Raw genomic sequence first — 13,820 nt, forward strand, 5'->3', positions numbered from 1 at the left:
ATGTTTGCCATGCCTTTCTCTCGCCTTGCGCTTGTTTGCGCCGCACTCTTCGTGCTGCTTGGTGTTCAGGCCAATGCTGGCGAAGAAGCAAGTTATGTTGTCAGGCAGCTCACACCGGAAGCCGCCTTGGCAGCTGCCCAAGCGGCGCTGGCGCAATGCCGTACTGCGGGGCACCAAGTCACTGTGGCGGTGGTGGATAGATCGGGCCTGGTTCAGGTTTTGTTGCGGGATCGCTTTGCCGGCCCCCATACTTTGGAAGTCGCGCCGCAAAAGGCCTGGACGGCCGCCAGTTTCCGGATCCCGACCAGCGCCTTGGGCGCCGAAACACAAGCTGGAAAGCCCATGAGCGGCATCCGCGCTGCTCGCCAGGTGATGGCCGTGGGCGGCGGCCTGGTGATTGAAGCGGGCGGTACGGTGCTGGGCGCCATCGGCGTGTCGGGCGCTCCAGGCGGCGAGGCTGACGATGCCTGTGCACTGGCAGGTATCAAGGCCATCGCCGATGCGATCGAGTTTTGATGGGGGTCGTTTGATTGACCGAAGTCTTGCATGGAGAACCGCATGAGCCTCAAATCTCTGCTTGTCGTTGCGCTTCTGGCGCTTTCTTCTGGCCTGGCCTTGGCGCAGGACAAGGTGGTCTACCACTTTGACAATGCCACCGCGCAAGGGCTCAAGGGCCTGCGAAATATCCGCAATCATTTGGATGCCGACCCAGGCGTGAAGATCACGGCGGTGACGCATGCGGATGGAGTGGACATGTTGATGGAGGGGGCCAAGTCCGCCAACGGCAATGAATACGCGCCGCTCATCGCTGATCTGAAAGCGCGTGGCGTGCGCTTCGAGATTTGTGAGATCACGCTGAAGAATCGGGGCCTGAGCAAGGAGCAGTTCGTTCAGGAGGCGGACTTCACCCACTCTGGTGTGGTGCGGCTTGCCAAGCTGCAGGGGCAGGGTTTTGCTTACATCAAGCCCTGACTTGACCAGCGTTCCAGGTCACGCTCGCGGAGACCATGATGGTGCTTGAAACTTTGGTGGATCGACTGGGCGAAAACAGCAGTTTGGCGCTGGGTGCGCTGCTGATCGGCGTGGTGTTCGGTTTCATGGCGCAGCGCTCGCGCTTTTGCCTGCGCACGGCCGTGGTTGAATTTGCCAACAACCTTGGCGGCGGGCGGCTGACGGTCTGGTTGTTCGCCTTCGCCACGGCCTTGGTCTGCACGCAGGGCCTGGCGTGGTGGGCTTTGTTCGATGCCAGCAATGCGCGCCAGCTGGCCTCGCGCGGCAGCTTGTCGGGCGCCCTGGTGGGCGGCGCTCTATTTGGCATGGGCATGATCCTGGCGCGGGGCTGCTCCAGCCGCTTGTTGATACTCGCAGCACAGGGCAATCTGCGCTCCCTGATGTCGGGCCTGATCTTCGCGGTGACAGCGCAGGCCGCCTTGACCGGCGCGCTCTCGCCCTTGCGTCTGGCCATCTCGGAATGGTGGACCATCGAGGGTGGCAGCCGAGACTTGATCCAGCGCACAGGTTTGGGTCATGGTGCTGCGGTCCTGTTCGGGCTGCTTTGGTTGCTGGCCGCGATTTTTTGGGCCAGGCGGCAGCGGGTACCCTCTTGGGGCTGGGCCGGGGCTATTGGTGTGGGCCTGACCATTGCAGCTGCTTGGTGGTTCACCTACGCCATGTCATTGCTTGCCTTCGACAGTCACCCCATCCAATCGCTGAGCTTTACCGGCCCCTCCTCCGAGGTCTTGAGCCGGGTGCTCTTCGTGACCGACCGTCCTGTCACTTTTGATCTGGGTCTGGTGCCCGGGGTGTTCATCGGGGCATTTTTGGCGGCCGCGCTATTTGGGGAATTAAAGCTGGAGGGTTTTGTGGGCGGAGCCAGCATGCGCCGCTATATCGCCGGCGCGATCTGCATGGGCTTCGGCGGCATGCTGGCGGGTGGCTGCGCGGTGGGGGCGGGCCTGTCGGGCGCAGCTGTCTTCAATATCACCTCCTGGATGACCCTGCTTTCGATCTGGGCCTCCGCCGCGCTGACCGATCGTCTCATCGACCAGCGCCCCGGCAGCGCGGTGGATCCTGTCCCGCCAGCCTTCCCGAGCAGCAAGGCAGAGACCGGCAGCTTTGCATGAAGCTGGGTCGATGGCCTAAGCTCGGCCCCTTGCTGCTTTGGGCGCTAGGCTGCTTGGCCCCAAGCGCTGCCGCTGAAGCTTTGAACCTGCAGAGTGTGGCTCCCAATATCTGGTTTGTGCAGGGCGAGGCGGCCGTGGGCTCAAGCGCCAACCGCAACTTCATCTCCAACGCGGGATTTGTGATCACACCCGAGGGTGTGGTGGTGATCGACGCTCTGGGCTCCCCGGCGCTGGCGCAGGAGCTGATCGATGCAATTCGCCGCCTCACTGCGCAGCCAATCCGTTACGTCATTGTCACCCATTACCACGCTGACCATATCTATGGTCTGCAGGCCTTCAAGGCGCTGGGCGCCACTGTTATTGCTCAACAGGGCGGCAAGCAGTACCTCAATTCCGAAACCGCAAGCCTGCGCTTGAGTGCCAGCCGGGAAGAGCTCTTTCCCTGGATAGACGAAAACACCCGCCTGGTGCCCGCCGACCGCTGGCTGGCGCAAGACGGCAGCTTGGAGCTGGGTGGTGAGCGTTTTCATATCCAACATCTTGGACCCGCACATACGCACGAGGACCTGGTCGTGCAGGTCGAGAAAGCGGGTGTGGTGTTTGCGGGTGATCTGGTGTTTCGTGGACGCATACCTTTTGTCGGCCAGGCCGATAGTGGGCAGTGGATTGCCGCGTTGGAGCGGCTGATTGAGATCAAGCCCCGCGTCCTGGTACCCGGCCATGGCGCTTTGTCCAGCGACCCCCTGGCCGACCTTCAACTCACCCGCGACTACCTCCGCTATCTGCGTCAGACCATGGCCGCAGCGGCGGCCGAATTGGAGCCCTTCGAGCAGGCTTATGCCCGGGTGGATTGGTCGCGCTTTGAGCATCTGCCGCTGTTCCGCGCAGCCAATCGTATGAACGCCTACAACATCTATCTGGCGCTGGAGCAGCAAGCGTCGCAGGGTCTCAAGCCATGAGGCGTCGTGAGCTCTTGCTAGGTGGTGCTTTAGCACCTGTGCTGGGCCATCGCCCGGCTTGGGGCGATGCGCTCAGGTCAGGCTGGGAGTGGCCGCAGATCCAGCTGCTCGACGGTCCTAGGCTCGACCCAGAGTCCTGGCATGGCGTGGCTGCTGTGCTGGTGTTCTGGGCCACCAACTGCCCCTATTGCAAACGGCACAACGCGCATATCGACAAACTGCATCGGGCCACGCGAGGTAGGCCGTTGCGGGTGCTGGGCGCGGCGCTGGACACCGACGCCCGGGCAGTGCGGCAATACATGGCGACGAATGGGTATGCATTCGCGGTGACACTGGACGGCGCAGGTCTGCGTCAAGGCCGGGGGCTCAAACGAGTGATTCCGCTCACTTGTTTGATCGACCCTCAAGGCCGTCTGCTACAGGCCATCCCTGGCGAGATGTTTGAAGAGGATGTGCTGGTGCTGGCCGATGAATTGCTGAGCCCGCGCCGCTGAGCCCGCTTCAGATCGATTCCATGCGCCAGTACTGATAGCGCAAGGCCGCCAGCGCGCCGCTGACAATGCCCAGCAAGGCCAGCATGCTGCCCAGCGACAGGGTCGAAATACCCGACAAACCCTGCCCCACGGTGCAGCCCAAGGCCACCACGCCGCCAAAGCCCATCAAGACTGCCCCGAGTAGATGCTGGGCCAGGTCCTCGGCATTGGCGAATCCTTCCCAGCGAAAGCTGTGGCTGAGTTTGGCTGTGATGAAAGAACCCGCGAGCACTCCTGGCACACTGACCATGCCCATGCTCAGGACTTTGGAGCTATCGCTGAAGTACAGCAGCCAGTCCAGCACATAACCTAGCGGGGCGACGGTGCTCAGCGCCTCCATGCGATGGGAGTTGGTGGCCAAAAAGGTCTCTTCCAGCGTCAGAGGATGTTCCAGCACATGGCCGACTTGCCCCGACAAGTACCACAGCGCCACGATCACGCCGCCGATTCCCAGCCCGCCCAGCCAGACCTCGGCGCGCCGCCCCTCGGCTTGGCGCAAGACCCAGGCCATCAAGCCCAGGCCACTGGCCAGGCCTAGGCAGAGAGCCGTGCTGGGCACTGGCAGTGCCAGCCAGTTAGCCAGCAGGCTGGGCAGGTCCTGGCCGCTGGGCAGCGCCAGCGTAAGGCGATCGACGGTGGCCACGCGCAGCACGGCACCGATGCCGCGCAGGGTAGCCAAGGCGCTTACCCCCAATGCCAGCACCACCACCAAGGACTTCAAGCTGCCAGCGCCTAGCCGAACCAGGTTTTTGCTGCCGCAGCCCGAAGCCAGCACCATGCCGAAGCCAAACAGCGCCCCGCCCAATAGCGAAGACAGCCATAGCAGCTGCGAGCTGGCGTAGATGCTGCGCTGGGCCTGTACCCACCCCAAGCCCACCATGCTGCTAAAGCCGATTTGCGCCACTGCAATGGCCAGCACCCACATGCGCATGCGCGACCAGTCACCCATAGTGACCACATCGGCAATCGCACCCATGGTGCAGAAATGAAAGCGCTGGGCCAGCGCGCCGAAGGCCACCGAGAGTGCAAAAGCACCCAAAAGCAAAAGGTGGGTGAGGGACTGGAGTTCCGTTTCTTGCATACGCACATTGTGAACCGTGGACACAGGCGTCGAGCTCGGCCGGTGCCCGTCCGGACAGGGGATTTCCCCCGGTGTGCCGGCGCTGGCAGCACCTAGGATGGATGCAGCGGCGTTCCGCCGCTTGCTGTCTAAGATTGCCCCAAACTAACAGGTCTCAGCCTATGTCTGCTCTTGCAATCAATCAGCGAAAGCTGGTCGGGCTCCTGGCGCTGGTTGCCTGCTTGGGCGTGGCGAGCGCGAGGGCAGAGACTGCCGCCCAACTGTATGCCGGCGCGGACAAAGTCTTGGGCGAGAAGCTGCTGGCTGAGCATCGCTGTGCGCAGTGCCATGTCCGCAAAGTAGGCGGGGATGGGGCGGCCATCTACCGTCCCAAGGGGCGCATCAACAGCCCTGCGGCCCTGCGGGGCATGGTCGAGCAATGCAATCTGGAGCTCAATCTCATCCTCTTTCCCGAAGAGGTCACATCCATAGCGGCCGTGCTCAATCGTGATCACTACAAGTTCAAGTAGGGGTACAGCGGCATACATTGTCGGTCGCTGATATAGTTGAAGCCTGTTGAGTGGGAGGCTTCCGTGGTGTCTAAGTCGGTCGAGGAAGACCAAGTCTTTGAGACAGCGGCGGAGCTATTTGGCCTGCTGTCGACCCCCGTGCGACTGAAAATCATCAGTGCGGTCTGCAATGAAGAGCGCAATGTCTCCGAACTGCTGGCGATGATAGATACCACCCAGCCCAATATGTCGCAGCACCTCTCAACTCTCTATCGAGCCGGTGTGCTAGGCAAACGTCGCGAAGGCACGCAGGTTTTTTATCGCTTGCAAGACGAAAGAGTCGCTTCGCTTTGCCGTGCCGTGTGTACCCAGGTCGCCATGGATTTGGATGTCGACCCGATACACCCCGGGGGTAAGAAACCGGCAGCTGGCCGTGAGCTTGGTTTGAAACTGGGCTGATCACCACAAGGTGCTCTCGTCCTCAGCAGCGCGTGGTCTTCAGCTTTAGCACGCCCCCTGGCCCTCGCTTTGGCGCACCAGCAAATGGCCTTCGACCGTTGTCCGGGCCTGACTCAGGCCCGAAGGTCTCGCCGCCGACATAGGGCGCGAACTTGGCCATGCGTTTGAAGGCGGGGAGGTTTTTGGCCAGCAACTTGCGTGCCTTCGCTGACCGTGCCGCCGAAGAAGGCCTGCGGGTAGAGCTCGCGCGTCACCAACTTCAGATGCAGTTCGACAAAGGTGATCAGCTCGCGCTGCTTGGCCGTGAGATAGGGGGCGGCGGGCAGTAGCGGCACTTGCGGGTAGCTGGCTTCCAGATAGTCCAGGATCACCTGGCTCTCGCACAGCGGGCCTTGAGGCGTGCAGGCGAGCACGGCCTCTTCGGGCGAGTGGGTCATCACCAGTTCTTCCTGGAAGGGGATGCCTTTTTCCAGCAAGACGAACTTGACCTTGCAGTCGTAGTTAGAGAGTGAAAAGCCGCAGAGCGTGATCATGGTGGGGTCTCCGGTGGGTGTGGCAGGGAGTCTACGCGGCAGAGTTGCTGGCGCTTGGCGCGCGGGTGACAGGGCGGGCGCCGGCCCTCAGAACCCATCCAGGCGCAGCTCGCGGCGGCCGCGGCCCACCTCGATCTGCTCGCCGAAATACTGCGCATGCAGGCGCTCAAACTCACCGTTGGCCTTCAGGGTTTGCAGGCCGCGCAAGAGGCGCTGGGCCAGGGCCCGGCCCTCGGCCGTGGGGGCGGTGTAGAACTGCTGCTTGGCGGGCAGGATCAGCAGCAGGCTGGGCTCCCACTCCAACTCACTCGGTTCGGCCAGATAGGCCTGCACCTGCTGCACATTCAGCACGCCGGTCAGGATGGCGTCGCTGCGACCCAGGGCCAGCATCTTGAACAGACCGGAGAAAGACTCGGTCACCTCCACCTGGTAGCCGAGACTCTGCAAGGCCTTGCGGTCACTCCAACTGCCCAAAACGCCGAAGCGCAGCGTGCGCAATTCCTCGGTCTTGCGCAAGGCTTTCAAGCGGGGCAGCAGGTCTTTGCGGGTCAGCAGGATGCGCTGGCTGTTCAAGCCCTTGTCGATGGCGAAGCGCACCGGCGTCAGCTGTCTATCCAATTCCGGCGTGGCCACGCTGTGAACCACCGAGAGCTTGCCCGCCGCGACCTCCAGGCGCGCACGCGCTTGACTCATGGTCTGGGCCGACCATTGCAGGCGCTCGCTCGGCGAGTTTTGCGTCTTCTGGCTGGCCGGGCGACTGGCCGCCAGGGCGGCCTCCAGCAGGGCGAACTCAAAGCCGTAGCGGCTGCGATCGCCATCGGCCGGTTGGGGGAAGCTCAGCGTGGCGGCGTAGGTGGGAGTGGCCAGGCAGGCGAGCAGGAACAGCGACAGGAACTGAGAGCGGAACATGAGATCGCGGGAGGGCGCGCTGGGCATGCGCGGGGATACGCAGAGACGTATCGGCTCATGCTAACAGTCAGCCTTCACGGCAATATCTGCAAAGCTGCGTTTGAGGGACCCCGGCCTTTGCTCAAGCCCGCCGATTCATGAACCGTAAACAAGACGCGCCCTATCGCGCGCGAAGTAGGAAAATCGAGGCTCAAGTTTGAGTTTCCCGTCGCCGCTCCTTCCTCTCCCCCTTATGCCAACAGAAATCGGTCTCTCAAATGAACTGAGCGAGCAGAACGCTCGGCAGACATGGCGGGCAGCGGCGCGCAAGCACCTTGCCGCCTCCGTGGGCTTTTGTGAGTGTTCGGCCGGCTCTTTGGATGCCCTGGTCGAAGGCGCGAGCTTGCGCAGCCTGAGCAAGGATGAGCACCTGATCCGCAGCGGGGATAGTTTCGATATGTTGGCCCTGGTGCTGGAGGGCTCCCTGGGTTTCAGCCAGACGCGCGCCGATGGGCAGCGCTATTTGCTGGGCCTGCAATGCGTCGGCGACACCATAGGCTATGTGCCCATGGTCAATGGCTCGGCCTACCCTTACGACACGTTCGCGCGGGGCGATGGCGCCCAGGTCTGCCTGATCCCTGGGGACTTGTTCCGTCAGCTGCGCTTGCGCGACCCCAGCGTGGGCCGCGCCATCGAAATGCAGCTGGCCTACCGCATGCAAGCGGCTTACGCCAAGATGAACCGCGACGCGGGCCAGACGATTGAGGTGCGCCTGGCCCACACCCTGGTGCTGTGGGCTCAGCGATATGGCAAAGAAAGCGCTGATGGGGTTTGCATTGAAGAGCGGGTCTCGCAAGAAGACCTGTCAGATGTGCTGGGCGCCAGCCGTCAGCGGGTCAACTTCGCCTTGCGTCGGCTCAAGCTGGCCGGCCTGGTCGAGATGCGCTATTCGCAGATCCGCATCCGCGATGTCGCGCAGCTCTTGCAGTTTGCCAACGACAACACTCTCTAAGCGTCCGGGCTCAGACCCCGGTCTGGCGCCGACGGCGTGCCAGTTGGCCCAAAGCGGCCAGGCCGCCGAGTAGCAGGGCATAGCTGGCGGGCTCGGGCACGGCCGAGGTCAGGACCATGGCATAGCCGTGAGCCGCACCGTTGAAAATGCCGGTGCCTACAAAAGTGCCGTTATCAGCAATACCGGTCGCGGAGGCAAAGGTGCGCAGCACGCCATCGCTGGGCATGAAGTCCCAGCCGCTGCCGGCGGCCAGCTCGGCCACGGAGTAGGTGTTCTGGCCATCAAACAACCAGGGCATGGAGTTGACCCCAAAAGAGCTGCTGCCCACCACCCAGCCGCTGCTATTGACGCTGCGGGCCGCAAACTCGCTCGTGCCCGCCAGTTGATCAATCATGCGGGTGCCGAGGTCGCTGCGCCAAATAAAGGCACCCAGAGGGCCTTGGTTCATGGTCACACTGCCGGTCACATAGCCTGAATTGCTGATGTCGGTGACCAGACCGCCATTGCCACCGCCGCCCAGAGCGATCTCGGTGTTCACCCCCGTCTTCAGGTCATAGACCATGGCCACATTGCGCGCCCCATTGCTCGGGTCAATACCTTGACCGGCGATCAGGCCGGCGTCGTTGATGGCAACCGCCGTGGCCATGTAATTGCCCTCGGCCGTCAGGGGCACGCTGGAGGCGGCGCCAGTTTGGGTGTCCCAAATCTGCGCGCGGCGCAAATTGCCGCCGTTGATGCCGCCCACCGCGATGCCCGATGCATTCAGGTCATAGGCGCTGCCGGTGTTGCCGGCGGCGGCCGTCAGTTGCAGGCGGGTGGCATGGCCCTGGCTGTCCCACACCACCGGCACCGCGCCGCTGAGCCGGCCGTTGGAAAACGAGGCACCCACGGCGACGCCAGAGCTGTTGGCGCTGTAGGCAATGGCGTGGTTGCGGTTCAGGGGGGTCCCGCCGGGCACGGCGATGGTGTTGGACAAGGCCGTTAGGCTGCCGCCCGGTGTCAGGGAAGTGAAGGCGACCGAGGCGCCGGTTTGGCCGTTCAAGGTGCGGCCCACGATGATGCCGCTGGCCGAGATATTGACGCCTTGGGTGGCGTAGGCGGTCTCGGGGTTGATCTGGCCCAGGTCGATGATGGTGTATTTGGGGGCGGCGGCCAGCACCACGCCATTGCCGGCAACCAGCAGCAGGGCGGCCACGAGGGAGGTAGAAGTCTTCATGCGAGTTCCTTTGACGAGTCGAACTTGGCCCTGGCTTTTGCGACCGAGACCCGGCTGGGAGCCTGGGCTTGGGCAGGGTTGCAGCCGCGATTCTGTGAATTTCGCACGCGCAAGAATGTCAAACTTTGGACACACAAGGGTGTATCCCGATCAAGTCCTCCGATTCACCAGTGCCACCCCCGCCGCCAGGGCCAGCAAGGCAATCCCCAGGCGCAGCGTGATGGGCTCGCCCAGCAGCAAGGCGCCGGCCAGCAGGCCGAACAAGGGCGTGGCCAGGGTGAAGGCCGCCAGCCGGGTGGCGGGGTAGTGGCGGATCATCCAGAACCAGAGCAGATAGCTGGCAAAGCTGATGATCACAGTCTGGAAGAACAGCAGGCCCGTGAGGCGCAGGCTCCAGACCTGGGGCAGGCTCTCGCCCATGGCCCAAGCCGCCGCGCATAGGCCCAAGCCTGAGACGCCCAACTGGTAGAGCAGGGTTTTTTCGGCGCTCGCGCTGGCTAGGCGACTGGCGCGTATGGTCAAAGTGGTGCCGGCCCAGAGCACGGCAGCCAGCACGCCCAAGGCGTCACCCAACCATTGCAAGGGCTGGCCGCTGCTCTGGCCAAAACCCTCGGCGAAGGCCCAGGCCACGGCCGCAAACGCTAGCAGCAGGCCGCCGGTCTGGCGCAGATTCAGGCGCTCGGAGCGGGCGATGAAGGGCATGCCCAAGGCCACGACAAAGGGGCTGAGATAGAGAAACACCACCATGCGCGAGGCGCTGGTGTATTGCAGGCCGATGAAGATGCAGGCGAACTCCGCGCCAAAGATCAGACCGGCCAGCAGGCCGCCGCGCAACGTGCCGTCGCGCTGCCAGAGCTTGATGCCGCGCACAGAAGCCCACAGCCACACCAGCAGGGCCGCGCCCAGGGAGCGCAGGCCCGCCTGCCACAGCGGGGTCATCTCCTTCAGCCCCGCTTTGGCCGCCACTTGGTTGAGGCCCCAGAGCAGGCAGCACAGCAAGAGGCAGACGACGGCGAGGCGGTCGAGTTCGGTCTTTCGGGTGGGGCTGGACGTCATCGGGGGCGAGCGGAAGAAAGAAGAAGTAAGAGACCGGCGGTGAACGCGCCGGCCAGGGCCCCGGTCAGATGGGAGAGCGGCGCCACGGCAATGTCCCAGCCGCTGATCACCCGCATGGGCGGGCCCAAGGGCTCCTCACTCCATAGCTTGATGACCAGCCCCAGGCTCACGGCCAGGCCGACGCGGCGCTGGCGCGGCGTGCTCGCGGGGCCGAACACCAACTCGACCAGCACCACGGCCACCCCGGCATGCAAGTAGCCCGACAAGCCGCCAAAGTGCAGCAGCTCGGGTTTGATCAACAAGCCCCACTGCGTCAGCGGCCAGGCCAGGGCGAAGGCCTGGGCGGCGCGCGGCGGCACGCGCGCGGCCCAGCCAAACCAGCTCACGACCGCGCAGGCGCCCAGATTGGCCAGCAGATGCTGCTGGCTCCAGTGCACAAAGACGGCGCTGCAAGCGCGCCAGGGCTCAGCCCAAACCAGTTGCGGCTGCCAGTCCAGCCAGGCGCTGCTGCCTGGGCTGAACCAGGCCAGGACCGAGCCCAGGCCCAGCAGGGCGCCCAGGGCGAGCCAAGGCGATAACTTCAAGAAAACACGGCTCGCCACAGGGCCAGCACGGCGGCGCGCTGCGGCTCCAGGCCAAGGCTGGCGATGGCCTCCAGATCCACCGCCGTGGGCTGCTCGTCCAGGCGGGCGCGGTGCTGGGCGCGGCGCAGTTCGCGGTAGGCATCGGCGGCCTGGTGGCCCACGCCCTCGGGCAAGAGCCCGGCGGCTTCGGCCCGCTGCAGCAAGGCGATGACGCCCAGATTGCCGATCAACTCCGGGTGCGCGCCGGCATGGGCCAGCACCAGGTATTGCAGGGCAAACTCGGCGTCCATCATGCCGCCGGGGCTGTGCTTGATGTCGAATTTGCCGGCCCGCACCGGATGCGCCTGGCGCACCTTGTCGCGCATGGCTTGCACCTCGCTGCGCAAGGCCGCGTGGTCGCGCGGGGCGGTCAGCACGGCGCTGCGCACGGCCTCGAAGCCCGCCGCCAGCTCGGGGTCGCCGGCGCACCAGCGCGCGCGGGTGATGGCTTGGTGCTCCCAGGTCCAGGCGGTGTTGCTGCCGCGACCGGTCTGGTATTTTTCAAACGAGGCCAGCGAGGTCACCAGCAGGCCGGAATTGCCATTCGGCCGCAAGGCGGTGTCGATGTCGAACAGCTCCCCGGCCGAGGTGCGCACCGTCAGCCAGGTGATGAGTTTGCGCACAAATGCGCCGTAGACCTCATGGGCGCGCTCGTCCTCGTCGTCGAAGAGGAAGACCACGTCCAGGTCGCCGCCATAGCCCAGCTCCTTGCCCCCTAACTTGCCATAGGCGATGACCGCAAAACGGGGGCTCTCCCGGTGCGCCTGTTTGAGGCGGGCCCAGGCCCAGTGGATGGTGCATTGCAGAATCGCGTCGGCCAGGGCGGAGAGTTCATCGGCCACCTGCTCGACCGTGATCTTCTGCTCCACATCGCGCACCAGGGTGCGGAACACCTCGGCATGGTGGGCGCGCCGCAAGGTGTCGAGCAGGGCTTCTTCTTGCGCCTCGCCGGAGCGGTCCCAGGCCAGGAAGCGCTCTTGCATGTCCTGCACAAAAGCCTTGCCGTCGAAGCGTTCGTTCAGCAGGCGGTTGTCGGCCAACTCGTCGATCACGCCAGGGTGCAGCATCAAGTAGCGCATGGGCCAGCGCGCCAGGCCCAGCAGGCGCAGCAAACGGCTTTGCACCGAGGGCCGCTCCACCATCAGGGCCAGATAGCTTTCGCGCCGCAGCAAGGGCTCCATCCAATCGACAAAGCGCAGGGCCGCGTCCAGGGTGCAGCCCCCGTCACGCACCGCCAAAGCCGCGCGACCCACCAGTTTGGCCAGGCGCAGGCGCGATTCTTCGCGCAGGTTCTGCACCCGGTCTTGCGAGGCCCAGCGGCGCACGGCCGTGGCCAGCTCGGGCTGCAGCTTGGCTAGGAATTCATCGCTGTCTACCGCCAGGGCCGGGCCGCCGCAGCCGCGGCAGCCGTTCGTGCCCACGGGGGCATGGCCGTCGTGCAGCAAGGCGTCGAACTCGGTGGCGACGATCTCGCGCACCTCGCAGAGCTGATCCAGCAAGGCACAGCTGCCCGGTGTGCCGTCGGGTTTGCAAGTTAAGCCGAGGCTGCGGGCGATCCAGGCCAGGTCTTCATCACCGGCGGGCAGGCAATGGGTTTGCTGGTCGTCCAGAAACTGGATGCGGTGCTCCACCCGGCGCAGGAAGACATAGGCCTGCGCCAGCTTGGCGGCGGTCTCGGCCTTCATCAGGCCGCCGGCGGCCAAGCGCTCCAGGGCCTTGAGGGTGGAGCGGGTGCGGATCTCCGGGAACTGCCCGCCGCGCACCACCTGCAGCAGCTGCACGGTGAACTCAATCTCGCGGATGCCGCCGCGTGAGAGCTTGACGTCATTGGCCCGCTCGGGCCGGCCGGCGGCGCGGCGCTGGGCTTCTTCGCGGATCTTGCGATGCAATTGCCGCAAGCCCTCGAACACCCCGTAATCCAGATAGCGGCGGTAGACGAAGGGTGTGACCAGCGAGCGCAGCACCAGGGCGCGGCCGTTTTGCACGCTGGCACGCGGTGCCACCACCCGGCTCTTGAGCCAGGCAAAGCGCTCCCACTCGCGGCCTTGCACCAGGAAATACTCTTCCAGCATGGCCATGCTCACAGCCGCCGGGCCGGAGTTGCCGTTGGGCCGCAGGGCCAGGTCCACGCGGAAGACCTGGCCGTCGTCCGTCACCTCGCCGATCAGGGCGTAGAGACGTTTGGCGACGCGGGCGAAGTATTCGTGGGCGCTGATGGGCGAGCTTCCGTCCGTTTGGCCTTCGTCTTCGTAGACGTAGATCAGGTCGATGTCAGAGGACACATTGAGTTCTCGGGCGCCCAGCTTGCCCATGCCCAGTACCCAGAACTCGATCACCTCACCCTGTTCGTTGCGCGGCGCGCCGTTGAGGGCGTCTTGCTCGGCGCGGGCGGCGTCCAGGGCCAGGCAGAGCGTCACCTCGGCCAGCACCGTCATCACCTCGGTGATGGCCTCCATCGGCGCCTGCGCTTCCACATCCAGCACGGCCAGGCGTTCCAGCACCAGGTGGCGGGCCACCCGCAGGGCGGCGGCCAAGGGTTTGCCCTGGGTTTGCAAATGGGCGATCAGGGCCTCGATCGCCTCGCGCGTCGGCTGGCCGGGCGGCAGCAGGCCCAGCTCGGCGGCGTAGCGGCGGCGCACGCGCTGCACAAAGCGGCTGTGATCCGCCCGCGCGGGCAGGGGGCTGAAGACGGCGGCTTCGCAGGCCTGGCTGGCGGAAGTGCCCGGGGTGGGGGTTTGAGAAGCGTTGGCGCTGGGGGCTGTCATGGCGTGAATCTCGCCTTTTTGATCTGCAACTTTGTCACACCGTGTTTCGGTGGCGGCTCTGGCGGAGCGGGAGGGGGCTTGGGG

General features: G+C 64.7%; 14 protein-coding genes and 1 pseudogene. 8 read left to right on the forward strand and 7 right to left on the reverse strand.

Annotated features, from left to right (window positions below):
- Window positions 1-9: 9 nt before the first annotated feature.
- The 5 genes from DBR47_RS21835 (at window position 10) to DBR47_RS21855 (ending at window position 3,576) form a co-directional block, all read left to right on the forward strand.
- Window positions 10-516 (forward strand): heme-binding protein, encoded by a 507-nt coding sequence (locus DBR47_RS21835; protein ID WP_124454091.1) that lies wholly within the window; start codon window positions 10-12, stop codon window positions 514-516.
- A 42-nt stretch (window positions 517-558) separates the two neighbouring features.
- Window positions 559-972: a DsrE family protein gene (locus DBR47_RS21840; RefSeq protein WP_124454093.1), complete on the forward strand. Its 414-nt coding sequence runs from the start codon at window positions 559-561 to the stop codon at window positions 970-972.
- Between the two features lie 38 nt (window positions 973-1,010).
- On the forward strand, window positions 1,011-2,123 hold the full coding sequence (locus tag DBR47_RS21845) for a YeeE/YedE family protein (protein WP_124454095.1): 1,113 nt from the start codon (window positions 1,011-1,013) through the stop codon (window positions 2,121-2,123).
- Between the two features lie 80 nt (window positions 2,124-2,203).
- Entirely contained in the window at window positions 2,204-3,082 is an 879-nt protein-coding gene (locus tag DBR47_RS21850) for an MBL fold metallo-hydrolase (protein ID WP_231512445.1), read from the forward strand.
- Entirely contained in the window at window positions 3,079-3,576 is a 498-nt protein-coding gene (locus DBR47_RS21855) for a TlpA disulfide reductase family protein (protein WP_124454099.1), read from the forward strand. Before DBR47_RS21850 ends, DBR47_RS21855 begins: the two co-directional genes overlap by 4 nt.
- Before the next feature lie 7 nt (window positions 3,577-3,583).
- Here the strand turns inward: DBR47_RS21855 and DBR47_RS21860 are convergent, their stop codons facing one another.
- Window positions 3,584-4,696 carry a YeeE/YedE family protein gene (locus DBR47_RS21860; protein ID WP_124454299.1) on the reverse strand — a complete coding sequence of 371 codons (1,113 nt, stop codon included), beginning with the start codon at window positions 4,694-4,696 and terminating at the stop codon, window positions 3,584-3,586.
- Between the two features lie 161 nt (window positions 4,697-4,857).
- On the opposite strand from DBR47_RS21860, the gene DBR47_RS21865 reads away from it, so the two are divergent.
- Both DBR47_RS21865 and DBR47_RS21870 read left to right on the forward strand, forming a co-directional pair.
- A complete protein-coding gene (locus DBR47_RS21865) occupies window positions 4,858-5,205 on the forward strand; it encodes a hypothetical protein (RefSeq protein ID WP_231512446.1) in 348 nt (115 codons plus the stop codon).
- A gap of 66 nt (window positions 5,206-5,271) precedes the next feature.
- A complete protein-coding gene (locus DBR47_RS21870) occupies window positions 5,272-5,643 on the forward strand; it encodes an ArsR/SmtB family transcription factor (protein ID WP_370454942.1) in 372 nt (123 codons plus the stop codon).
- Window positions 5,644-5,764: 121 nt separating this feature from the next.
- Here DBR47_RS21870 and DBR47_RS21875 read toward each other — a convergent pair.
- Together DBR47_RS21875 and DBR47_RS21880 are read right to left on the reverse strand one after the other, a co-directional pair.
- A pseudogene (locus tag DBR47_RS21875) lies at window positions 5,765-6,176 on the reverse strand (glutathione S-transferase); the annotation flags it as partial.
- Between the two features lie 87 nt (window positions 6,177-6,263).
- The gene (locus DBR47_RS21880; protein WP_197047219.1) at window positions 6,264-7,085 is read right to left on the reverse strand and encodes an ABC transporter substrate-binding protein; all 822 of its coding nucleotides are present in this window, start codon (window positions 7,083-7,085) and stop codon (window positions 6,264-6,266) included.
- Between the two features lie 232 nt (window positions 7,086-7,317).
- Between DBR47_RS21880 and DBR47_RS21885 the strand changes: the two genes are divergently transcribed.
- Window positions 7,318-8,076 carry a Crp/Fnr family transcriptional regulator gene (locus DBR47_RS21885; protein WP_124454105.1) on the forward strand — a complete coding sequence of 253 codons (759 nt, stop codon included), beginning with the start codon at window positions 7,318-7,320 and terminating at the stop codon, window positions 8,074-8,076.
- A gap of 10 nt (window positions 8,077-8,086) precedes the next feature.
- Here DBR47_RS21885 and DBR47_RS21890 read toward each other — a convergent pair whose 3' ends face one another.
- The 4 genes from DBR47_RS21890 to glnE all read right to left on the reverse strand — a co-directional run bounded on the left by DBR47_RS21890 (window position 8,087) and on the right by glnE (window position 13,736).
- On the reverse strand, window positions 8,087-9,292 hold the full coding sequence (locus tag DBR47_RS21890) for a PEP-CTERM sorting domain-containing protein (RefSeq protein ID WP_124454107.1): 1,206 nt from the start codon (window positions 9,290-9,292) through the stop codon (window positions 8,087-8,089).
- 150 nt (window positions 9,293-9,442) lie between these two features.
- Window positions 9,443-10,348: a DMT family transporter gene (locus tag DBR47_RS21895; protein WP_124454109.1), complete on the reverse strand. Its 906-nt coding sequence runs from the start codon at window positions 10,346-10,348 to the stop codon at window positions 9,443-9,445.
- Window positions 10,345-10,932, reverse strand: coding sequence for a rhombosortase (gene rrtA / locus DBR47_RS21900; RefSeq protein WP_124454111.1), 588 nt, complete (start codon window positions 10,930-10,932; stop codon window positions 10,345-10,347). Before rrtA ends, DBR47_RS21895 begins: the two co-directional genes overlap by 4 nt.
- Window positions 10,929-13,736 carry a bifunctional [glutamate--ammonia ligase]-adenylyl-L-tyrosine phosphorylase/[glutamate--ammonia-ligase] adenylyltransferase gene (gene glnE, locus DBR47_RS21905; protein ID WP_124454113.1) on the reverse strand — a complete coding sequence of 936 codons (2,808 nt, stop codon included), beginning with the start codon at window positions 13,734-13,736 and terminating at the stop codon, window positions 10,929-10,931. The genes rrtA and glnE overlap by 4 nt, the downstream gene beginning before the upstream one ends.
- Between the last annotated feature and the right edge of the window lie 84 nt (window positions 13,737-13,820).

The organism is Paucibacter sp. KBW04 (assembly GCF_003852425.1).
Taxonomy (GTDB): domain Bacteria; phylum Pseudomonadota; class Gammaproteobacteria; order Burkholderiales; family Burkholderiaceae_C; genus Paucibacter_A.